The sequence below is a fragment of the Cobetia sp. PDI-23MA genome, from assembly GCF_059507735.1.
Map to the genome: position 1 here is coordinate 133,892 of NZ_CM183352.1, position 22,541 is coordinate 156,432.

General features: G+C 62.5%; 18 protein-coding genes. 14 read left to right on the forward strand and 4 right to left on the reverse strand.

All coding sequences use genetic code 11. The features are described from left to right. Positions 1-19: 19 nt before the first annotated feature. Together AC5WNJ_RS00620 and AC5WNJ_RS00625 are read left to right on the forward strand one after the other, a co-directional pair. The gene (locus AC5WNJ_RS00620) at positions 20-457 is read left to right on the forward strand and encodes a type II toxin-antitoxin system RatA family toxin (protein WP_043333347.1); all 438 of its coding nucleotides are present in this window, start codon (positions 20-22) and stop codon (positions 455-457) included. An 88-nt stretch (positions 458-545) separates the two neighbouring features. Then, positions 546-857: an RnfH family protein gene (locus AC5WNJ_RS00625; RefSeq protein ID WP_166019033.1), complete on the forward strand. Its 312-nt coding sequence runs from the start codon at positions 546-548 to the stop codon at positions 855-857. Between the two features lie 92 nt (positions 858-949). On the opposite strand, the gene AC5WNJ_RS00630 is transcribed toward AC5WNJ_RS00625, so the two are convergent. Then, the gene (locus tag AC5WNJ_RS00630) at positions 950-1,378 is read right to left on the reverse strand and encodes an outer membrane protein assembly factor BamE (RefSeq protein ID WP_166019032.1); all 429 of its coding nucleotides are present in this window, start codon (positions 1,376-1,378) and stop codon (positions 950-952) included. Positions 1,379-1,456: 78 nt separating this feature from the next. Here AC5WNJ_RS00630 and fur point away from each other — a divergent pair, with 78 nt between their 5' ends. Further along, the gene (gene fur / locus AC5WNJ_RS00635; protein ID WP_043333352.1) at positions 1,457-1,879 is read left to right on the forward strand and encodes a ferric iron uptake transcriptional regulator; all 423 of its coding nucleotides are present in this window, start codon (positions 1,457-1,459) and stop codon (positions 1,877-1,879) included. A 200-nt stretch (positions 1,880-2,079) separates the two neighbouring features. Here fur and recN read toward each other — a convergent pair whose 3' ends face one another. Further along, positions 2,080-3,750 carry a DNA repair protein RecN gene (gene recN, locus AC5WNJ_RS00640; RefSeq protein ID WP_253063302.1) on the reverse strand — a complete coding sequence of 557 codons (1,671 nt, stop codon included), beginning with the start codon at positions 3,748-3,750 and terminating at the stop codon, positions 2,080-2,082. Positions 3,751-4,126: 376 nt separating this feature from the next. Between recN and grpE the strand changes: the two genes are divergently transcribed. From grpE to dnaJ, 3 genes are all read left to right on the forward strand, one after another. After that, positions 4,127-4,750: a nucleotide exchange factor GrpE gene (gene grpE / locus AC5WNJ_RS00645; RefSeq protein WP_253063291.1), complete on the forward strand. Its 624-nt coding sequence runs from the start codon at positions 4,127-4,129 to the stop codon at positions 4,748-4,750. A gap of 203 nt (positions 4,751-4,953) precedes the next feature. Beyond that, on the forward strand, positions 4,954-6,876 hold the full coding sequence (gene dnaK, locus AC5WNJ_RS00650) for a molecular chaperone DnaK (RefSeq protein ID WP_176675919.1): 1,923 nt from the start codon (positions 4,954-4,956) through the stop codon (positions 6,874-6,876). A 169-nt stretch (positions 6,877-7,045) separates the two neighbouring features. Continuing rightward, the gene (gene dnaJ / locus AC5WNJ_RS00655) at positions 7,046-8,197 is read left to right on the forward strand and encodes a molecular chaperone DnaJ (RefSeq protein WP_175089033.1); all 1,152 of its coding nucleotides are present in this window, start codon (positions 7,046-7,048) and stop codon (positions 8,195-8,197) included. A gap of 149 nt (positions 8,198-8,346) precedes the next feature. Here the strand turns inward: dnaJ and AC5WNJ_RS00660 are convergent, their stop codons facing one another. Then, positions 8,347-9,375 (reverse strand): esterase-like activity of phytase family protein, encoded by a 1,029-nt coding sequence (locus AC5WNJ_RS00660; protein WP_253063284.1) that lies wholly within the window; start codon positions 9,373-9,375, stop codon positions 8,347-8,349. A 210-nt stretch (positions 9,376-9,585) separates the two neighbouring features. Here AC5WNJ_RS00660 and dapB point away from each other — a divergent pair, with 210 nt between their 5' ends. The 4 genes from dapB to greA all read left to right on the forward strand — a co-directional run bounded on the left by dapB (position 9,586) and on the right by greA (position 15,910). Beyond that, entirely contained in the window at positions 9,586-10,392 is an 807-nt protein-coding gene (gene dapB, locus AC5WNJ_RS00665; protein WP_253063281.1) for a 4-hydroxy-tetrahydrodipicolinate reductase, read from the forward strand. A gap of 601 nt (positions 10,393-10,993) precedes the next feature. Next, positions 10,994-12,139 (forward strand): glutamine-hydrolyzing carbamoyl-phosphate synthase small subunit, encoded by a 1,146-nt coding sequence (carA, locus tag AC5WNJ_RS00670; RefSeq protein WP_253063279.1) that lies wholly within the window; start codon positions 10,994-10,996, stop codon positions 12,137-12,139. 67 nt (positions 12,140-12,206) lie between these two features. Further along, complete coding sequence (carB, locus tag AC5WNJ_RS00675) at positions 12,207-15,437, forward strand: carbamoyl-phosphate synthase large subunit (protein ID WP_253063269.1); 3,231 nt, start codon at positions 12,207-12,209, stop codon at positions 15,435-15,437. Beyond that, positions 15,434-15,910, forward strand: coding sequence for a transcription elongation factor GreA (gene greA, locus AC5WNJ_RS00680; protein ID WP_043333374.1), 477 nt, complete (start codon positions 15,434-15,436; stop codon positions 15,908-15,910). The genes carB and greA overlap by 4 nt, the downstream gene beginning before the upstream one ends. A 203-nt stretch (positions 15,911-16,113) precedes the next feature. Here greA and yhbY read toward each other — a convergent pair whose 3' ends face one another. Beyond that, positions 16,114-16,428, reverse strand: a complete 315-nt coding sequence (yhbY, locus tag AC5WNJ_RS00685; protein ID WP_176675924.1) for a ribosome assembly RNA-binding protein YhbY — start codon at positions 16,426-16,428, stop codon at positions 16,114-16,116. A gap of 279 nt (positions 16,429-16,707) precedes the next feature. On the opposite strand from yhbY, the gene rlmE reads away from it, so the two are divergent. The 4 genes from rlmE (at position 16,708) to glmM (ending at position 22,447) form a co-directional block, all read left to right on the forward strand. Then, positions 16,708-17,331, forward strand: a complete 624-nt coding sequence (rlmE, locus tag AC5WNJ_RS00690; protein WP_225347478.1) for a 23S rRNA (uridine(2552)-2'-O)-methyltransferase RlmE — start codon at positions 16,708-16,710, stop codon at positions 17,329-17,331. A 483-nt stretch (positions 17,332-17,814) separates the two neighbouring features. Then, positions 17,815-19,815, forward strand: a complete 2,001-nt coding sequence (gene ftsH, locus AC5WNJ_RS00695) for an ATP-dependent zinc metalloprotease FtsH (protein ID WP_176675926.1) — start codon at positions 17,815-17,817, stop codon at positions 19,813-19,815. Positions 19,816-20,207: 392 nt separating this feature from the next. Continuing rightward, a complete protein-coding gene (gene folP / locus AC5WNJ_RS00700; RefSeq protein ID WP_495930320.1) occupies positions 20,208-21,101 on the forward strand; it encodes a dihydropteroate synthase in 894 nt (297 codons plus the stop codon). Beyond that, positions 21,098-22,447: a phosphoglucosamine mutase gene (gene glmM, locus AC5WNJ_RS00705; protein ID WP_176675927.1), complete on the forward strand. Its 1,350-nt coding sequence runs from the start codon at positions 21,098-21,100 to the stop codon at positions 22,445-22,447. The genes folP and glmM overlap by 4 nt, the downstream gene beginning before the upstream one ends. Positions 22,448-22,541: the final 94 nt, after the last annotated feature.

The window sequence follows — 22,541 nt, forward strand, 5'->3', positions numbered from 1 at the left end:
CAAGTCAGCGGAGAGCTAGATGCCTACGGTCAACCGGTCTGCCCTGGTGCGGCATTCGGCCCGGGCAATGTTCGATCTGGTCAATGATTTCGAGCGTTATCCCGAATTCCTGTCCGGCTGCAGCAACGCGGAATTGCTGGAACGTGATGAGGACCATCTCAAGGGCAGGCTCACCCTGTCCAAGGCAGGCATGCAGCAGAGCTTCGTCACGCGCAATGACCTGTATGCCCCCGAGCGGATAGAGCTGAATCTGGTCGATGGCCCCTTCAAGCGTCTGCAGGGGACCTGGCTGTTCACGCCATTGGGCGAAGATGCCTGCAAGGTCTCGCTCGAGATGGACTTCGAGTTCAGCAATCGTCTGCTGGGCATGGCGTTCGGCAAGCTGTTCAGCCAGGTCGCCGCTCAGATGGTCGAGGCCTTCACGCGCCGCGCTGACCAGATCTACACTCAGCGCTGACCCTTGGCCGTTGGCCAGGGTGAAACGCCGCGCAGGTGATATATCGCACAGGTGGTATATAGAAGGTGGCGAGAGCAAAGGAGCAGACATGACAGACAGAATCACGGTCGAGGTGGCCTACGCGCTTCCCGACAAGCAGAAGATCGTCTCGCTGGCGGTCGCCCCCGGCACCACGGCGCGCGAGGCCGTGCGCATGGCACGTCTGGAGCAGCACTTTCCGACGATTGCCGCCGAAGTGTTTCTCGAGGCGGACCTGGGCATCTTCGGCAAGGCGCTGCGCAAGCCCGATGAGCATGTGCTGGACGCCGGGGATCGGGTCGAGGTCTATCGCGCCTTGATCACCGACCCCAAGCTTGCGCGCAAACGGCGCGCCGACAAGGCCGCTCGCGCCGGCCAGTAAGACGAGCTGCCGGCGAGAATCAAAAACAGCGGGGCACCTTGAGAGGTGCCCCGCTGTTTTTCCGGCTTGTCACTGAGTGAAGAGGACAGTGATCAGCGCTCTTCAGGCAGGTCGGCTGCGCCTGCCTTGGATTCAGCACGGTTAGGCTGTGCCGCGCGAGGGTCGATGTCCAGGTCCGGCACGATGACGGTTTCCTGGTCGATGTCGCCACTCTTGTCGATGTTGGAGAGTGAATCGCCTGCGAAGGTCAACGTCACACGCTTGTTGATGATTTCGCCATCCGCTTTCTTGAGGCGATAGACGTAGTCCCAGCTATCCTCACTGAAGGGGGCGGTCAGCAGCGGTGAGCCCATCACGTAGATGACCTGTTCGCGGCTCATGCCCGGCTTCAATTGCTCGACCATTTCCGGCTTGATCAGGTTGCCCTGAGGAAGGTCGCGCTTGTAGACGCTGAAGTAGCTGCACCCGGTGAGCAGCGACAGGGCGCTGCAAAAGGCGACTGTTTTGATCAAGTTTTGCATTTGCCCTGAAGATTCCCTATCGTTTTGCCTTGGCCGATCATACCTGATACATCAAGCGACTGCGAAGAGTACCCCAGCATGGCCGATCAGAACCATGAACTGCGCAAGGCGGGACTCAAGGTAACCCTACCGCGAGTCAAGATCCTGCAGATCCTCGAGAAATCGACGGATCGACACCTGAGTGCCGAGGACGTGTACAAGGCGTTGCTTGAGGCTGGCGAAGATGTCGGTCTGGCGACGGTTTATCGTGTGCTCACCCAGTTTGAAACAGCGGGACTGGTGATGCGCCACAACTTCGATGGCGGTCACGCTGTCTTCGAACTGTCCCAGGAAGAACACCATGACCACATGGTATGTCTGGACAGCGGCGAGATCATAGAGTTCTGTGATCCCGAGATCGAGCGCCGTCAGCGCGAGATCGTCGAGGAGCACGGCTATGAGCTGGTCGAGCATGCGCTAGTGCTCTACGTGCGTCCCAAGGGCGACAAGAGCGATAGCTGACGCGGGTTGCGTCAGGGATGACGTGGTCGGAGAGCCTTCTCCGGCCAGATACACGAACGGCCGCCCCTGAGGGCGGCCGTTCGTGTATCTGGCGTTCATGTTTCCTAAATCCATGACTTCAGCGTTCGTCTTGCCGAGGAGTGTCATTGGACGAATGGACGTCGACGACAGCGCATGAACGGCGACTTTGGCGACAGTGCTCAATGGCGGCTGTCGGCAGCGCCAAGCATCTCGCGGGCATGGGCGAGGGTCTGTTCGGAGAGATGAATGCCGCCCAGCATGCGTGCCAGCTCGCGCACGCGGCCGCTGTCATCCAGCAGCGCCATGTGGGTGCGGGTCGTGTCCTTCTCGGCCTGCTTCTCTATATGCAGGTGCTGATGCGCCTGTGCGGCGACCTGCGGCAGGTGAGTGACGGTCAGCACCTGGCCCTTGTCGCCCAGTCGACGCAGCAGCTGGCCGACGATCTCGGCGGTAGCGCCGGAGATGCCGACATCGACTTCATCGAAGACCAGGCTGGGAATGGTCGAGCGACTGGCGGCCACGACCTGGATCGCCAGCGATACACGCGAGAGCTCGCCGCCTGAGGCGACCTTGGCCAGCGCGCGTGGCGGCTGGCCCGGGTTGGCGCTGATGCGGAAGTGGATACGCTCCATGCCTTCGGGCTGCGGGCGCTCCCGCGCCTCGATGGCGACCTCGAAGGTGGCCTTGCCCATGCCGAGGAAGGCCAGCTGGTCCTGGATGTCGCTGGCCAGTTGCGGGGCGGCAGTGGCGCGTCTGGCGCTCACCTCACTCGCCAGCCCCTTCCAGGCCTCGCGACGCTGAGCCACTTCTTCGCGCAAGGCTTCGATGGCCTCCTCATCGCCACCCAGGCCATCGAGTTCTTCGCGCAGGCGCTGATGAAGGCCATGCAGCTCGTCCGGCATCACATGATGCTTGCGCGCGATCTGATGGATGCGGCTCAGGCGCTCATCGACGAAGGCGAGGCGCTCGGGGTCGAGTTCGGTGACTTCCACGAAGCGGTGCAGCTCACGCGCGGCTTCCTCTATCTGGATGCGCGCTTCCTCGAGCATGCCCAGCGCACTGGCCAGTGAGCCGTGCTCGTTGCCCGGCAGATGCGCCAGGCGGGCCAGGGCCTGGTTGAGGCGAGACAGTGCACCTTCTTCGTCGTGATCACAGCACTCGGCGGCGGACTGCGCCTCGGCCAGAATCTGCTCGGCATTGGCCAGCGTTTCCTGCTCCTGCTCCAGGGCTTCCAGTTCCCCTTCGCATAGCGCCAGTTCATCGAGTTCCTCGACCTGATAGCGCAGCAGCTGGCGGCGCGCACGTACTTCATCGCCATCATTGCTCATGCGCTTGAGACGACGATGCGCCTCCTGCCAGTGACGGAAGTCCTCGCGCAGCTGGGCGGCCTGAGTCTCCAAGCCCGCATATTCGTCGAGCTGACGCAGGTGCGTCTCTTCCTTGAGCAGGGAGTGGTGGGCGTGCTGGGAGTGGATGTCGATCAGGTGCTCGCCCAGCTCGCGAAGGTCGGCGATGGTGCAGGGCGTACCGTTGATCCAGGCCTTTGAGCGGCCGCTGGCGGTGATGACGCGACGCAGCAGGCAGTCGTCGCTGCCCAGTTCGCGCTCATCCAGCCACTGACGGGCGTCGCCAAGCTCACTGATATCGAAACGCGCGATGAGGTCGGCGCGGTCGGCGCCATGGCGCACGCTGCCGGCATCGGCACGCTCGCCCAGACACAGGCCGAGGGCGCCGAGCAGGATGGACTTGCCGGCACCGGTCTCGCCGGTGATGGCGGTCATGCCGCGGCGGAAATCGAGTTCCAGCGTTTCGACGATGGCAAAATCTTGGATGGCGAGTTGCAGCAGCATGACTACCTCCGAGGGGGCTTTGACGTACGCCGTGCTGGGAAACATCAGCGGACCCGGACTCGATGGGCGGGCTACGGTGTCGCCATACAGTATGTTTATACAGTGAGCATGGCTTTTTATACAGCACGTTCGGGTGGCCTTCAATCCATGCCGGGCTCAGTGGGGAGAAAAGCCTGCGGCAAGGCTTGAGAAGCGATGTGCTGTCCCCATATAGAGGCACTGACACTTTCAGTCGGCAGCAATGGCCTGGCCTTGCTGCCTCTCAAGGCAACTCATGGCCTGTCTGTCAGCCCAGTGCGAGTGATGCTTCGCGACAGGCTCAGCAGGCCACGAATCAGGGCAATGGCGCACAGACGTCGGCCCGCAGGAGATCAGCATGGCTCAGGACCCGCAGACCCCGATGGATGAAGAGCTTCAGCGTGCCGCTCGCGATGCCGAGCCGCAGCCGGAAACGCCGGAAGGTGAAGTGATCGACAACGTACTGGATGCCGACGATACCGGCGGCGAAGGCTCTCTGGTGGACAACCCGGAAGCCGAGATGCTGGCCGCCCAGGTCGAAGAGCTTGAGCAGGCCGTCAAGGAAGCCAAGGACCAGGCGCTGCGCGCGGCTGCCGATGCGCAGAACGCGCGCCGTCGTGCCGAGCAGGACGCCGAGAAGGCGCGCAAGTTCGCGCTGGAGAAGTTCGTCAAGGAAATGCTGCCGGTGGTGGATTCCCTCGAGAAGGCGCTGGAATCCATGTCGGGTGACGAAGCGGCCAAGACCCACGTCGAAGGCATCGAGATGACCTTGAAAATGCAGCTGGATGCCCTGAACAAGTCAGGCGTCGAGCAGCTGGATCCGCACGGCGAGCCCTTCGACCCGGAATACCATCAGGCTGTCGCCATGGTGCCGTCCCCGGACGCGGAGCCGAACAGCGTCATCGACGTGATGCAGAAGGGTTACACCCTCAATGGCCGCCTGGTGCGTCCGGCGATGGTGGCAGTCAGCAAGGCCTCCTGAGGCCTGCGCGCTCTCGACGCCCGATAGGCGTTGGATCGCGCCCTGTGGGGGCTCAGGGCGATCCGGCCCGGGAAAATTTGCCCGGCCGGGTCTTGAAACCCTGACACGCGACCCCATCTAGAGAAACAAGTTCAGGTACCGACACAAGGTGCCGACATCCAGACTTATCTTTCAGGCTAGCAATAGATTCGAGGTATACGATTATGGGACGCATCATCGGTATTGACTTGGGTACTACCAACTCCTGTGTGGCAGTGCTCGACGGCGAGAAAACCAAGGTCATCGAAAACGCTGAAGGCGGTCGCACCACACCGTCCATCATCGCTTACACCGACGACAGCGAGATTCTGGTCGGCCAGTCGGCCAAGCGTCAGGCAGTGACCAACCCGGAGAACACTCTCTTCGCGGTCAAGCGCCTGATCGGTCGCAAGTTCAAGGATGATGTGGTTCAGAAAGACATCAAAATGGTGCCGTACAAGATTGTCGAAGCCGACAACGGCGACGCCTGGGTGCAGGTGAAAGACAAGAAGATGGCGCCGCCGCAGATCAGTGCGGAAATCCTCAAGAAGATGAAGAAGACCGCGGAAGACTACCTCGGTGAAGAAGTCACCGAAGCCGTCATCACCGTGCCGGCCTACTTCAACGATTCCCAGCGTCAGGCGACCAAGGACGCCGGCCGCATCGCGGGTCTCGACGTCAAGCGCATCATCAACGAGCCGACTGCCGCAGCCCTCGCCTACGGCATGGACAAGTCCCGTGGTGACAAGACCATCGCGGTCTACGACCTGGGCGGCGGTACCTTCGATATCTCCATCATCGAAGTCGCCGACGTCGACGGTGAGACCCAGTTCGAAGTGCTCGCCACCAACGGCGACACCTTCCTGGGCGGTGAAGATTTCGACATGCACCTGATCAACTACCTGGTTGACCAGTTCAAGGCTGACAGTGGTATCGACCTGTCCGGCGACAACCTCGCCATGCAGCGTCTGAAGGAAGCCGCCGAGAAGGCCAAGATCGAACTGTCCAGCGCTCAGCAGACCGACGTGAACCTGCCGTACATCACGGCTGACAACACTGGTCCGAAGCACCTGAACGTCAAGGTGACTCGTTCCAAGCTCGAGTCTCTGGTCGACGACCTGGTCGCACGCTCCCTGAAGCCGTGCCAGACCGCGCTGTCCGACGCTGGCCTGTCCGCCTCCGAGATCGATGATGTCATCCTGGTCGGTGGTCAGACCCGCATGCCGCTGGTGCAGTCCAAGGTAGCCGAGTTCTTCGGCAAGGAAGCACGCAAGGACGTCAACCCGGATGAAGCGGTCGCTGTCGGTGCCGGTATCCAGGGCGGCGTGCTGGGCGGCGACGTCAAGGACGTGCTGCTGCTGGACGTGACGCCGCTGACCCTCGGTATCGAGACCATGGGTGGCGTGCTGACGCCGCTGATCGAGAAGAACACCACCATCCCGACCAAGAAGTCTCAGGTGTTCTCCACCGCTGAAGACAACCAGGGCGCGGTGACCATCCACGTCCTGCAGGGTGAGCGCAAGCAGGCCGCGCAGAACAAGTCTCTGGGTCGCTTCGACCTGGCCGACATTCCGCCGGCACCGCGTGGTGTGCCGCAGATCGAAGTTTCCTTCGACCTGGATGCCAACGGTATCCTGAACGTGTCCGCCAAGGACAAGGCGACCGGCAAGGAACAGTCCATCGTCATCAAGTCTTCCGGCGGCCTGTCCGACGACGAGATCGAGCAGATGGTGCGCGACGCGGAAGCCAACGCCGACGAAGACAAGAAGTTCGAGGAAATGGTCCAGCTGCGCAATCAGGCCGACGGTATGATTCACGCGACCAAGAAGACCCTGACCGAAGCCGGTGACAAGGCTGAAGCCAGCGAGAAGGAAGCCATCGAGACGGCGATCTCCGAGCTGGAAGAAGCCCTGAAAGGCGACGACAAGGATGCGATCCAGGCCAAGCTGGATGCACTGACCGAAGCGTCCGGCAACCTGGCGCAGAAGCTCTACGCCGAGCAGGGTGCCCAGGGTGAGCAGGCTGCCGACGGTCAGGCTGGCAAGAAGCAGGACGACGACGTGGTTGACGCCGAGTACGAGGAAGTCAACGACGACAAGAAGTCCTGAGGGATTTCTTGAACGACGTCTGATGACAGCGCGGGAGCCTCGTGAAGGCGTCCCGCGTTGTCGTTTGCATCGGTGGCGCCCTGCGCTAGCCGCGAGCCACCGGTGACAACCGGCATTCCAGAACAGACCGGCAGCCTCAGGCTGCCAGCAATCCAGGCGGACCTGATCCATGTCCAAGCGTGATTATTACGAAGTGCTTGGTGTCGAGCGTGGCGCCGACACCAAGGACATCAAGAAGGCGTACCGACGCCTGGCCCAGAAGCATCACCCGGACCGCAACCCGGATGATGAAACCTCGGCCGAGAAGTTCCGGGAAGTCTCTGAAGCCTACGAAGTGCTGTCCGATGCTGACAAGCGCGCCGCCTATGACCAGTTTGGTCATGCCGGTGTCGATGGTCAGGGCGGCGGCGGCTTCGGTGGCGGCGGCTTTGGCGGTGGTGGTGCCGGCGGCTTCGGCGATGTGTTCGGCGATGTCTTCGGTGACATCTTCGGTGGCGGCGGTGGTCGTCGCAACCCGAACGCTCCGCAGCGCGGCAGCGACCTGCGTTACAACCTGGATCTCGATCTGGAATCGGCGGTTGCCGGTACCACGGTCGACATCCGCGTGCCGCGTCTGGCGGCCTGTGACCACTGCGATGGCGATGGTGCTGAGCCGGGTTCCAGCAAGGAAACCTGCCCGACCTGCAACGGCATGGGTAAGGTGCGCATGCAGCAGGGCTTCTTCGCGGTCGAGCAGGCGTGTCCGACCTGCCACGGTCGTGGCGAGAAGATCAGCGTGCCGTGCCGCAAGTGTCACGGCGAAGGCCGCGTCCAGGAATCCAAGACCCTCTCGGTCAAGATTCCGCCGGGCGTCGACACCGGCGACCGCATCCGCCTGAACGGCGAAGGCGAAGGCGGTGTCAACGGCGGGCCGTCAGGCGATCTATATGTGCAGGTCAACCTGCGCGAGCACGAGATCTTCAAGCGCGATGGTCGTCACCTGCAGTGTGAAGTGCCGATCAGCTTCGTCGATGCGGCGCTGGGTGGTGAGCTTAACGTGCCGACCCTCGACGGACGTGTCGTGCTGAAGATTCCGGCCGAGACCCAGACCGGCAAGCTGTTCCGTCTGCGCGGCAAGGGCGTCAAGCCGGTGCGCGGCGGCCCCGCGGGGGACCTGCTGTGCAAGGTGGTCATCGAGACCCCGGTCAGCCTGAATGAAGAGCAGAAGGAGCTGCTGCGTCAGTTCCAGCAGAGCCTTGGTGATACCGGCAAGAGCCATTCGCCGAAGGAGAACAGCTTCTTCGATGGCGTGAAGAAGTTCTTCGAAGACATGAAGCCCTAGGCATTCGCCTTGCCGTCCGCGGGCCAGCTCCATGGATGGCCTTCATGCCAGAGAGCCCCGCACTCGACTTGTCGAGTGCGGGGCTCTCGCGTTTCAGGCTCGGTGGCTCAGCCAGGCAATTCAGCCCAGTAACACAGCCCGGGGCATGGCTATTGCGGCGCTGATTCAGCCGTGAAGGCTTCTGGTTCGATGACCGCAAAGCAGCTCAGCAGCGTGGTCTGGAAGCTGCTGAAGTTGTCATCCGAGATCATCAGGAAGCGATTGCCTTCCAGATGCGTCAGCCCTTCGAAGTTGTCCAGCGACCAGCCATCGCCGCTCGACAGGCGTGCCAGGGTACGCACCTCGACCTGGGTGCCGGGCTCGCCGAGATGCGCGCGGCGCAGACTGATCACCAGCGGGAAGGGCGGTGAGAAGGCGCGCTCCAGCATCAGCATGTCACCGTCGGGCAGCATCTCCATCGCGGTCAGGCTCGAACCGGTATCGCTGGCCAGCGGGTAGCTCCACTCGTGCTTGTCGTCGAGGCTGAAGATGCGCGTCATGCCCTCGCTCATGCCCTCGGGCGTGGCTTCCAGCCCGGCGAGCATGCCGTATTGCGGGTGCAGGGTCAGGGCCTCCATGCCGTTGTTGGGCGCCGCGCCACGCGCGCCCATCGGAGTGAAGGGCTCGCTGACGGCCAGGCCGCTGGGCAGGAAGTGTTCGACACGTGGCTGCTGCTCGAAGCTGATCACCAGGCGGGAATCGCCGCGGCGGTCATTGTTCGCGCGCAGCAGCTGCAGGCCCTCGGCATCACTGAGGGCGCCGCGCAGCGAGACATCGGTCTCGTCGCGGAGGGTATAGGTATTGAGCGCCTTGGCCCCGACCAGCTCGCCATGGCGGAAGGCGAGCCGCAGGCGATGCAGCCAGCCGCGGTCCGACACGGCATACAGCAGTGACTCGTCCTGGTCCCAGCCGATGTCCGACAGGCCACCGACGGGAGTGTCATCCAGCCATTTGCCCGGCAGTCTGAGCGTGCCGCACCACTGGATTTCCGGAAACTCGCTCTTCTGTTCTGGCGATGCCAGCGTGTAGGGGCGCGGGTGAACGCCGCAGGCGCTCAACAGGCCGGCGAGCGCCGCGGTGACAGTGAGGGTCTGGAACAGGCGCCAGCGGCGCGAGGCGAAGAATTGGCGTGCAGGCATGCTGACTCCGGAGACTGAGCGGTGATGAGAAAATGACGATCAACAGGAGACAACCCGGTACGAGGCTACTCTAGCGCGTAACCGGCACAAATACATGACGTCAGCCAACGCTGCAGGCGGCTGATATACTCGTGGGCACAGCATAGGTGACACGCTCGGGGCATTCTCGTGGTCTGTCACCCTCAAGACCCACAACAGGCAGGAGTCAGCATGACCCGTATCGCAATCATGGGCGTCGCCGGACGCATGGGACGCACGTTGGTCGAGGCCGTCGGTGCAGTGGAAGGTCTGACGCTGGCGGCGGGCATCGTCGAATCCGGCAGCTCCTTGGCGGGCGTCGACATCGGTGAGCTGGCCGGTCAGGGTCGTCTGGGCGTGGTCGCCAGCGACAGTCTGGCTGCCGTGGTGGATGACTTCGATGTGGTGATCGACTTCACCGCACCGCAGGTGACACTGGCCAACCTGGCGCTGTGCGCCGAGCACGGCAAGCGCATGGTGATCGGCACGACCGGTTTCACGCCGGAGCAGCTCGAGCAGCTGGATGGCTACCGTGACAGCGTGCCCTTCGTGTTCGCGGCCAACATGAGTTCCGGCGTCAACCTGACCCTCAAGCTGCTGGAGACCGCCGCGCGTGCCCTGGGCGATGCCGGCTATGACATCGAGATCATCGAGGCGCACCACCGTCACAAGGTCGACGCCCCGTCCGGCACGGCGCTGGCGATGGGCGAGGCCGTGGCACATTCCATCGGGCGTGATCTCGCCACCCATGGTGTCTTCGTGCGTGAAGGCCAGTGTGGCCCGCGTACCGACAAGGAAATCGGCTTCGCTACCGTGCGTGCCGGTGACATCGTCGGCGAGCACACCGTGATGTTCGCCACCGAAGGCGAGCGCATCGAGATCACCCACAAGGCGTCGAGCCGCATGACCTTCGCCAAGGGTGCGGCACGCGCGGCCGAATGGCTGTCAGGGCGTGAAGTCGGCCGCTATGACATGCAGGATGTGCTGGGGCTCAAGTGAGCGAAGTGGGGAGCAAAGGGGTAAGCGGAATGCAGAGCGAAGCGCTGAGATGACAGGCTGGCGACATTCAGGAGCATTTCTTGAAAGCTGTCTCGGTGGGCAGGATGCGGCGCAAGTGTGAGCCATTGGGGCCGCCTTGTGCCGCTGGACTGCCTCGCTTTGCAAGTGGTGTGCAGTGTCCTGGCTCGGCCAAGGGTTTCGTCAAGCTGACCGCAGCGACGAAACGGCCGTATCGTGGGCCTTGTCGCCTGCTGACGGGGCATGCGCGGGGTGGTCAGCACCCGAGGATTCCGGTAATCTCTACCCAATTTGGCCACGTTCTTGGCCGCCCTATTGGTTGCCGTCTTGGCAGCGCTCGGGCCAGCAGCATTCCGAAGAATGATAACAAGCGGGATGAAACCTGATTTTTCGGTTTCGTCCCGCTTTTTTGCAACCTGAATTTGCCGCTTCTGGCGCGCGTCTGTCCAGTGACAGGCGCCTGGCAGAAGTCGGCAGCGGGACACAGGCTTGGCGAATGCCGAGCACGATAATCAAGCAGCATGTCCGGTGTTCGACCGCGGATTCCGGGCAGGAAAGTGGACACTATGGGGAGGACGTTGCGTTGATCAAACCCGCGATACTGGCCTTGGAAGACGGCAGTGTATTTCACGGCAGCGCCATCGGCGCTGATGGGCAGACCAGCGGCGAGGTGGTGTTCAACACTGCCATGACCGGCTACCAGGAAATCCTGACCGATCCCTCCTACACCCGACAGATCGTCACTCTGACGTATCCGCACATCGGCAATACCGGCATCAACGACGAGGACACCGAGTCCGACAGCGTCGCAGCCGCCGGCCTGGTCATCCGCGACCTCCCGCTGCTGGCCAGCAACTTCCGCTCCACTCGCTCCCTCGATCAGTACCTGCGCGACGAGAATGTCGTCGGCATCGCTGATATCGACACGCGTCGCCTGACACGCATCCTGCGCGAGAAGGGCTCCCTGAACGGTGCCATCCTCGCCGGTGAAGATGCCCGGGGTGATGATGCCGTCGAACGCGCGCTGGAAGCGGCACGCGCCTTCCCGGGTCTGAAGGGCATGGACCTGGCCAAGGAAGCCTCCTGCAGCGCGCAGTTCGAGTGGCACGAAGGCGAATGGACACTGGGCGAAGGCTACGCCGATACCCGTGAGTCCGAACGCCCCTTCCACGTGGTCGCCTACGACTACGGCGTCAAGCACAACATCCTGCGCATGCTGGCCTCCCGCGGCTGCCGCCTGACCGTCGTGCCGGCGCAGACGCCTGCCGCTGAGGTGCTGGCGCTCAATCCGGATGGCATCTTCCTGTCCAACGGCCCGGGTGACCCCGAGCCCTGCGACTACGCCATCACGGCGATTCGTGAAGTGCTCGAGACCGACACGCCGGTCTTCGGCATCTGTCTGGGCCACCAGCTGCTGGCACTGGCCTCCGGCGCGACTACGGTCAAGATGGGCCACGGTCACCACGGTGCGAACCACCCGGTGCAGGACCTCGACAGCGGTGTGGTGATGATCACCAGCCAGAACCACGGCTTCGCAGTGGATGAAGCGGGCATGCCCAGCAACCTGCGCGCGACCCACAAGTCGCTGTTTGACGGTAGCCTGCAGGGCATCGAGCGCACCGACCGCCCGGCCTTCAGCTTCCAGGGGCACCCGGAAGCCAGTCCCGGCCCGCAGGACGTCGCCCCGCTGTTCGATCGTTTCATCGAGATGATGCGCGCGCGACGCTGAGCCGAGCGCAGGCCCGAGGGCCTGATCCATCGTTGAGTTCAGTCACCAGATCATTGCGGGAAGAGACATGCCTAAACGTACAGACCTGAAAAGCATCCTGATCATCGGCGCCGGCCCCATCGTCATCGGCCAGGCGTGCGAGTTCGACTATTCCGGCGCACAGGCCTGCAAGGCCCTGCGTGAAGAGGGTTACCGGGTCATCCTGGTCAACTCCAACCCGGCAACCATCATGACCGACCCGGTGATGGCCGATGCGACCTACATCGAGCCGATCACCTGGGAAGCCGTGGCGCGCATCATCGAGAAGGAACGCCCGGATGCTGTCCTGCCGACCATGGGCGGCCAGACCGCGCTGAACTGTGCACTGGCACTGGAGCGCGAAGGCGTGCTCGAGCAGTACGGCGTCGAGATGATCGGTGCCAACGCCGACACCATCGACAAGGCCGAAGACCGTGATCGCTTCGACAAGGCGATGAAGAAGATCGGTCTGGCGTGCCCGAAGGCCAAGGTCGCGCACTCCATGGAAGAAGCCTGGGAAATCCAGGCCGAGCTGGGCTTCCCGTCCATCATCCGCCCCAGCTTCACCATGGGCGGCTCCGGCGGCGGCGTGGCGTACAACCGTGAAGAATTCGAAGAGATCTGCCATCGCGGCTTCGAGCTGTCGCCGACCCACGAGCTGTTGATCGACGAGTCGCTGCTGGGCTGGAAGGAGTACGAGATGGAGGTCGTTCGTGACAAGAACGACAACTGCATCATCGTCTGCGCCATCGAGAACTTCGACCCGATGGGTGTGCACACAGGTGACTCCATCACCGTCGCCCCGGCCCAGACTCTGACCGACAAGGAATACCAGCTGATGCGTGATGCGTCGCTGGCCGTTCTGCGCGAGATCGGCGTCGAGACCGGCGGCTCCAACGTCCAGTTCGGCATCTGCCCGGACACTGGCCGCATGGTCGTGATCGAGATGAACCCGCGCGTGTCGCGTTCCTCGGCACTGGCTTCCAAGGCGACCGGCTTCCCGATCGCCAAGATCGCCGCCAAGCTGGCCGTCGGCTACACCTTGGATGAGCTGCAGAACGACATCACCGGTGGCAAGACACCGGCGTCATTCGAGCCGTCCATCGATTACGTCGTCACCAAGATTCCGCGCTTCACCTTCGAGAAATTCCCGCAGGCCAATGACCGCCTGACCACGCAGATGAAGTCGGTCGGCGAAGTCATGGCCATCGGCCGTACCTTCCAGGAATCCCTGCAGAAGGCGCTGCGTGGCATGGAGACCGGCGTTGACGGTCTCGATCCGATCGTCGAGAACTTCAGCGACGAGAACATGGCGCGCATCAAGGGCGAGCTGCAGGCCGCTGGTGCCGAGCGTATCTTCTACATCGCCGATGCCATGCGTGCCGGCCTCGATATCGAAGAGATCTTCCGTCTCACCAACATCGACCGCTGGTACCTGGTGCAGCTGGCCGACCTGATCGCTCAGGAAGGCGCAGTGGCCGCAAGCTCGCTGGGCGAGATGGACGCCGATCGTCTGTTCCGCCTCAAGCGCAAGGGCTTCAGCGATGCGCGCCTGGCGCGTCTGATGGGCGTGTCCGAGAAGGCCTTCCGCAAGCACCGTCAGAAGCAGGGCATCCGTCCGGTTTACAAGCGTGTCGACACCTGTGCCGCCGAATTCGCGTCCGACACCGCCTACATGTACTCCACCTATGAGGAAGAGTGCGAGGCGGAAGTCAGCGACAAGAAGAAGATCATGGTGCTGGGTGGCGGGCCGAACCGTATCGGTCAGGGTATCGAGTTCGACTACTGCTGTGTCCACGCCTCCCTCGCCATGCGTGCGGACGGCTACGAGACCATCATGGTCAACTGCAATCCGGAAACGGTTTCGACCGACTATGACACTTCCGATCGCCTCTACTTCGAGCCGGTCACCCTGGAAGACGTGCTGGAGATCGCCGACAAGGAGCAGCCGGTCGGTGTCATCGTCCAGTTCGGTGGTCAGACGCCGCTGAAGCTGGCGCGCGAGCTCGAAGCCGCCGGTGTGCCGATCATCGGTACCACGCCGGACGCCATCGACCGCGCCGAAGACCGCGAGCGTTTCCAGCAGATGATCGAGAAGCTCGGTCTGATCCAGCCGGATAACGCCACCGCGCGCAGCTTCGAGGAAGCCTTCGTCAAGGCCGAGGTCATCGGTTATCCGCTGGTGGTGCGCCCGAGCTACGTGCTGGGTGGCCGCGCGATGGAAATCGTCTACTCCGCCGCCGAGCTCGAGAACTACATGACCCACGCGGTCAAGGTCTCCAATGACTCGCCGGTGCTGCTGGACCACTTCCTGAACGCGGCCATCGAAGTCGACATCGATGCGGTGTCCGACGGCAAGCAGGTCGTGATCGGCGCCATCATGCAGCACATCGAGCAGGCCGGTATCCACTCCGGTGACTCCGCGTGCGCCCTGCCGCCGTACTCGCTGCCGGCAGACGTCCAGGAAGAGATGCGCGAGCAGGTCAAGCGCATGGCACTGGAACTCAACGTCGTCGGCCTGATGAACGTGCAGCTGGCCTGGCAGGATGGCGTGATCTACGTCATCGAGGTCAATCCGCGCGCTTCACGTACCGTGCCGTTCGTCTCCAAGTGCATCGGCCAGTCGCTGGCGCAGATCGCCGCACGCTGCATGGCTGGCCAGACCCTGGAAGAGATCGGTTTCACCCAGGAAATCGTGCCGACCTTCTACAGTGTGAAGGAAGCGGTGCTGCCGTTCGCCAAGTTCCCGGGGGTCGACCCGATCCTGTCGCCGGAAATGAAGTCCACCGGCGAAGTGATGGGCTCTGGCGATACCTTCGCGGAAGCCTTCTACAAGGCGCAGCTGGGTGCCGGTGAAGCCATCCCGACCCTGACTGGTGATCGCAAGGCCTTCCTGTCCGTGCGTGAGTTCGACAAGGCGGGCGTTATCGAGGTGGCCCGCTCTCTGGTAGCATTAGGCTTTACGCTTTGTGCTACCCGTGGCACGGCAGAGGTGATCGCCGCTGCCGGCCTCGAGGTTGAACCCGTCAACAAGGTGTTCGAAGGGCGGCCGCATATCGCCGACATGATCAAGAACGGCGAGATCGCCTATATCGTCAACACCACAGAGGGACGTCAGGCCATCAATGACTCGTCCGTGATCCGTCGCACGGCGCTGGCGCACAAGGTGCCCTACGCCACGACGCTGGCGGGTGCCAATGCCGTGTGCATGGCGCTTGCCTACGGCAACGACGTCAAGGTCCGTCGTCTCCAGGATCTGCATGCAGGAGTCATGATATGAGTAGAAGTCCGATGACCGTCGAAGGCGAAGACCGCCTTCGCAAGGAGCTCGAGCACCTAAAGGGCACTGAGCGTCCCCGGGTCATCGCTGACATCGCGGAAGCTCGTGAGCACGGCGATCTCAAGGAGAATGCCGAGTACCACGCCGCGCGTGAACAGCAGGGTTTCATCGAGGGGCGTATCCAGGAGATCGAGTCCAAGCTCTCCATGTCCCAGGTGATCGACGTCACCAAGTTGCCGAAGACCGGCAAGGTGATCTTCGGCACCACGGTCGACCTGATGAACCTCGATGACGATAGCGAAGTGCGCTACCGCATCGTTGGCGAAGATGAAGCCAGCATCAAGGACGGCAAGATTTCCGTCACCTCTCCGATCGCGCGTGCGCTGATCGGCAAGGAAGAAGGGGATGTCGTGGTCGTGCGTACCCCGGGTGGCGATGTGGAGTATGAAATCTCCGAAGTGCATCACATCTGACGCCCTGCGCATCTGAGCTATCAGATGCCGAGGCCCTGATGGCCCTGCCGGTGATGCCGGCAGGGCCATTCTCGTTCTGCAGCTTCTTCTGCAAATCAGGTCGCGTTGGACAAGGCGGGAAACGACAACGCCGCCCTCGATGAGGGCGGCGTTGTCGTGTCGAGACGAGCGCAGAGGCTCGCCTCGTCAGGCCGGGCGGCAGATCACTGCTCGCTGAAGCGCTGTACGTTGGAGAGCTTCGGTTTGGCCTGGGGGTTGCGGCGGTAGAGCAAGGCGATCTTGCCGATGCTCTGGATCAGGGTCGCGCCGGTTTCGCTGCACAGGTGGCGAGCCACTTCGCCGCGCGCTTCGCGATCGTTGATCGCCAGCTTCAGCTTGATCAGTTCGTGATCGTGCAGTGCGCGCTCCAGTTCCGTCACGACGCCTTCGGAAAGGCCGTTTTCCGAGACGGTGACGATCGGGTCAAGATGGTGCCCGATGCTGCGAAATGCTTTCTTTTGTGACTGTGACAAGCTCATGGTATCGTAAAGTTTCCCTGTTGGCGTCCGATGGGAGCGGGGAGCGTAGCGAAAGACAGGGTCGACTCCAGGGCTTGAAATCCAGGGGTGTGAACCCGTCTGTTGCGCAGGCAATGTCTGTGCCCGCGGGCGGAACCGCGCGCAGGACCCGCCATTCTACTCCATGACGACGCTCATGACACGACCCGTGCGTAAGCTTGCCACGCCTTTCGTGTCGTCGTTATTCCCCGCGCTATCTCCCGCCAGTATTCGATTTTCCTCGACATTCCAGGTGACAACGTGGCTCACCCCAGCAAGAGCAGTGCTGGCTGGATGAAGGAACACTTTGATGACGCCTATGTCCAGCGCAGCTGGGCAGATGGTTATCGTTCCCGTGCCAGCTACAAACTGATTGAAATCGATGACAAGGACCGCCTGCTCAAGCCGGGCGCCACCGTCATCGACCTTGGCGCAGCCCCCGGCGGCTGGAGCCAGATCGCCGCGGACCGCGTCGGCATGGAAGGCGTGGTCATCGCCTCCGACATTCTCGAGATGGACGCCCTGGCCGGTGTCGACTTCATTCAGGGCGACTTCACCGAAGAGGCCGTGCTGAACCAGATTCTGGCCACCCTGGGTGACCGCCCGGTGGACCTCGTGATCTCCGACATGGCGCCCAACATGAGCGGCATGAGCGCGATCGATCAGCCTGCCGGCATGTACCTGGTCGAGCTGGCGCTGGATCTGGCGCGCCAGACTCTCAAGCCGGGCGGCAATTTCTTGGTCAAGGTCTTCCAGGGTGAGGGCTTCGATGCCTACCTGAAGGACATGCGCGGCAGCTTCAAGAAGGTCGTGACCCGCAAGCCGGAAGCATCACGTGCACGGTCACGCGAAGTCTATCTGCTGGGGCAGGGCTTCAAGGGTTGACGGTAAGTGTCCTTGCCCGGCGCTGCATGCGGCAGGTATCGGCTCGCGGTGGCGAGATTTCCACGTTGCTGGTCGCATGCTTCATCGCGGGTTAAGGCGAGCCATGCGATGCTCGTCCAGACTGGCGTCAATATGTTCGGACGAATCGCAGGCGCTGGCTGATGCAGGCTGTCTATCGGCGCAATAGTCCATTGTCGGGCTTTAAGCAATGGTTGCCAGCCCCCATCTGGTGTAGTGTCGATATCATTGGGTCTTGAGTACGATGGGCCAGTGACAGTTCGGTGGGTTTCAATGCCTTACCGATGCTGGCAGGCAGGTAGCACAATGCACGGCAAGCTTTGAGTGACTCGGTAGGGCAAAGTGGCGCGTTGCGCTGACTTGATACCCCGCAGGCACGATCAGATAGCATGGCAGGCCACCACAAGACGGCAGTCGGAGTATTCACGGCATGCCAAGACAGATTCATGCAATGAGGGTGTCCCCTTGAACGACATGGCGAAGAACCTGATTCTCTGGTTGATCATCGCAGCAGTGCTGCTGACGGTGTTCAACAACTTCAGCGTCGATACCTCGCCGCAGGCGATGAACTATTCACAGTTCGTCCAGCAGGTGCAGAACGACCGGATCAAGAGTGTGACCATCGATGGTTACACCATTGAGGGGGAGCGGACCGATGGCTCCAGCTTCACCACCATCCGGCCGGCGGCGTCCGATCCCAAGCTGATGGATGACCTGCTTGCCAACAAGGTGGAGGTCATCGGCAAGAAGCCTGAGCAGCAGTCGCTGTGGACACGCCTGTTGATTGCCAGCTTCCCGATTCTGATCATTCTGGCCATCTTCATGTTCTTCATGCGCCAGATGCAGGGGGGCGGTGCCGGCAAGGGTGGTCCGATGAGCTTCGGCAAGTCCAAGGCCAAGCTGCTGAGCCAGGATCAGATCAAGACCACCTTCACTGACGTGGCGGGCTGTGACGAGGCCAAGGAAGAAGTCGAGGAGCTCGTCGACTTCCTCAAGGACCCCAGCAAGTTCCAGCGTCTTGGTGGTCAGATTCCACGTGGTGTCCTGATGGTAGGCCCGCCGGGTACCGGCAAGACTCTGCTAGCCAAGGCGATCGCCGGTGAAGCCAAGGTGCCGTTCTTCAGCATATCCGGTTCTGACTTCGTCGAGATGTTCGTCGGTGTCGGTGCCTCCCGTGTGCGTGATATGTTCGAGCAGGCCAAGAAGCAGGCGCCGTGCATCATCTTCATCGATGAGATTGACGCCGTCGGCCGTCACCGTGGTTCCGGCATGGGCGGTGGTCACGATGAGCGTGAGCAGACGCTGAACCAGCTGCTGGTCGAGATGGATGGCTTCGAGGCGAACGACGGCATCATCGTCATCGCCGCGACCAACCGTCCTGACGTGCTTGACCCCGCGTTGCTGCGTCCGGGCCGCTTCGACCGGCAGGTAACCGTCGCTTTGCCGGACATCCGTGGCCGCGAGCACATCCTCGGTGTTCATCTGCGCAAGGTGCCGATGGGCGATGATGTCGTGCCGGGCAACATTGCACGCGGTACCCCGGGCTTCTCCGGTGCGGATTTGGCCAATCTGGTCAATGAAGCCGCCCTGTTCGCCGCGCGTCGCAACAAGCGTCTGGTCGGCATGGAAGAGCTGGAGCTGGCCAAGGACAAGATCATGATGGGCGCTGAGCGCAAATCGATGGTCATGTCCGAGAAGGAGAAGCGCAACACGGCCTATCACGAGTCTGGCCACGCCATCATCGGCCTGGTGATGCCAGAGCATGATCCGGTCTACAAGGTGTCAATCATCCCGCGCGGCCGTGCGCTGGGTGTGACGATGTTCCTGCCGGAAGAGGATCGCTACAGCTACTCGCGTCAGCAGATCATCAGTCAGATCTGCTCGCTGTTCGGCGGTCGTATCGCCGAAGAGATGACGCTGGGCCCGAACGGTGTCACCACCGGCGCCTCCAATGACATCAAGCGTGCTACTGAACTTGCCCACAACATGGTCGCCAAGTGGGGGCTCTCCAGCGAGATGGGGCCGATCATGTACGATGAGGACGAGTCCCATCAGTTCCTCGGTGGCCCGGGGCAGGGTGGCGGCAAGCTGAAGTCTGGTGACACCACCTCGCGTCTCGACAAGGAAGTGCGTCGTATCATCGATGAGTGCTACGCCAAGGCGCAGCAGATCCTGGAAGAGAATCGCGACAAGCTGGATGCGATGACCGAAGCGCTGATGACCTACGAGACCATCGATGCCGAGCAGCTGGCGGATATCATGGCCGGCCGCACGCCGCGTCCGCCGAAGGACTGGGGGGGCCCGGCGAGCGGCGGTGATGGTGGCCTGGTGGCCCCGGTCGCCGACACTCCGAAGGCGGAAGCGCCGGAAGCTCCCAAGGCGGATGATGACACTGATGGCGGTGAAGATGACGACAGCAATCGCCGTCACCCGTCTGATCCGCTGGGGGGGCCGAGCGGTCATTGATCTAGGCATAAGGGGCTCCCGATATCGCATGTGATGTTTGAGCCTTTGAAAGAAAAACGCCCGACTGGCTTGCCAGTCGGGCGTTTTCTTGTCTGCAGCAGTGGTGGTCTGTGCCGCTGCAGCAATGACGCTGGTGAAGTTAAGGTGCTGCTGATGAGTGGCCTACGCCGTTGCGTGATGACGCCGACTCATGTCTCTGCACGGGCATTGTCAGCGCCATGTTGAGCGCGGGATGAAAGGTCTGGGCCAATGGCGTTGCCATCTTCTGACGCCCCGTGTGGCGGCCGTTCCACGCCTTGCGCGCCATGGGCTAGCTCTTTAAAGTGGTGCGCAATCATTTCTGACTGGGCTGCGAAGCCCCCTTCGCGCCTCTCTCGCCTGCATGGAATGCCATGACGAATTCTGCCTTGAGTGCGCCTCTCGAACCTCGAGTGGGCCATCTGATGTCACTGGAGTGCGCTGGACACCTTCTCGATCTCTCGCGTCCGCGGGTGATGGGGATTCTCAACGTGACGCCGGACTCCTTCTCGGATGGCGGTCGCAGCACGACCCTGGATGCCGCGCTGCGCAATGCCGAGCAGATGCTGGTCGATGGTGCCGCGATGATCGATGTCGGCGGTGAGTCGACGCGACCCGGGGCGACGCCGGTCAGCACCGAGGAAGAGCTTGAGCGAGTCTGCCCGGTGGTGGAGCGGCTGGTGAGCGAGTTGGGCGCCTTGGTGAGCATTGATACCAGCAACCCGCAAGTCATGCGCGAAACCGCACGGCTGGGGGCCGGCATGATCAATGACGTGCGGGCGCTGAATCGAGACGGCGCGCTCGAGGCTGCCGCTGACAGCGGGCTGCCTGTCTGTCTGATGCACATGCGCGGCGAGCCGGGCACCATGCAGCAGGATACGCATTATGCTCAGTCCATCGAGCAGGAAGTTCGTGCGTTTCTGGCGACGCGTATCGCGGCCTGTGAGGCGGCGGGCATCGCGCGTGAGCGACTGCTGCTGGACCCCGGCTTCGGCTTTGGCAAGTCACTGCAAGACAATCTGCGCCTGTATCACCGCATGGCGCAGTTGCATGAATTCAACCTCCCGCTGCTGATCGGCACGTCACGCAAGAGCATGATCGGCAATGCCCTCGGGCGCGCGGTAGAGGATCGCTTGGCTGGTAACCTGGCACTGACGGCATTGGCCGTTCGTGACGGGGCCAGACTGTTTCGCGTTCACGACGTGGCCCCGACTGTCGACGCTGTCGACATGGCATGGGCCGTGCTACAGGAAGGCACGATACGATGAGTCGACGTTATTTTGGTACGGATGGTATTCGCGGCACGGTCGGGGAATTCCCCATCACGCCAGACTTCATGCTCAAGCTGGGCTGGGCGGCAGGCCGCGTATTCGCCCGTCACGGCCGTGGCAAGGTATTGATCGGCAAGGACACGCGCATCTCGGGCTACATGTTCGAATCCGCGCTCGAGTCCGGCCTTTCGGCAGCGGGCGTCGATGTGTCCCTGCTCGGTCCGATGCCGACACCGGGGATCGCCTATCTGACGCGTACCTTCCGCGCCGATGCCGGCATCGTCATCTCGGCCTCCCACAACGCCTATCCGGACAACGGCATCAAGTTCTTCTCCGCGGCCGGCACCAAGCTGGACGATGCGCTGGAAGCCGAGATCGAAGCCGAGCTGGACCGCGACATCGTGATCGTCGGCCCGGATAGCCTGGGCAAGGCGTCACGCATCCAGGATGCGGCCGGCCGCTATATCGAATTCTGCAAATCCACGCTGCCGGGCCGTCTGGGCCTGCACGGCATGAAGGTGGTGCTGGATTGCGCGCATGGTGCGACCTATCACATCGCGCCAAACGTCTTCCGTGAGCTGGGTGCCAAGGTCAGCGTCATCGGCGGTGAGCCGGATGGCCTCAACATCAATCAGGGTGTCGGCTCCACGCAACCGCAGGCGCTGCGTGCGGCCGTCATCGAGCAGGGCGCCGATCTGGGCGTGGCCTTCGATGGAGATGGTGACCGCCTGATCCTGGTCGATGCCGATGGCCGTGTCATCGATGGTGACGACATCCTCTACATGATCGCGCGTGACCGTCACGAGCGCGGTGTGCTGGGCGGTGGTGTCGTCGGCACCCTGATGTCCAACTTCGGTCTGGCGGCTGCGTTGGAAGGCCTGGGAATTCCCTTCGAGCGCGCCAAGGTCGGTGACCGCTACGTCATCGAGCGTCTGGAAGCCAATGGCTGGCAGCTGGGCGGCGAATCCTCCGGTCACATCGTCTGTAGCCATATCCAGAGCACCGGCGATGGCATCGTCTCGGCGCTGCAGGTGCTGGCGATCATGGCGCGTGAAGAGTGCTCGCTCAGCGAATTGCTGGTCGGCTTCGAAAAGGCTCCCCAGGCGCTGATCAATGTGCGTCTGGCGCCGGGTTGCGACAACAAGGCGCTGATGGCGGCGGATGCCGTGCAGGCCGCCGTGGTCGAAGTGGAGCAGACGCTGGGCAACGAAGGGCGCGTGTTGCTGCGCCCCAGCGGCACGGAACCGCTGATTCGTGTCATGGTCGAAGGGCGTCCACACTTCGATGTCGATGCGCTGGCGGGTCAGATCGCCGCGACGGTCGAATCCAGCATGTCGGCGTGATGCGCTGACAGGACAGCTCGCCGGGGTGACGGTTCACGTCGCCGAGTGGTCGGGTTGCACAGGACGACAACAGGCGCCGAGTGCGCCTGTTGTC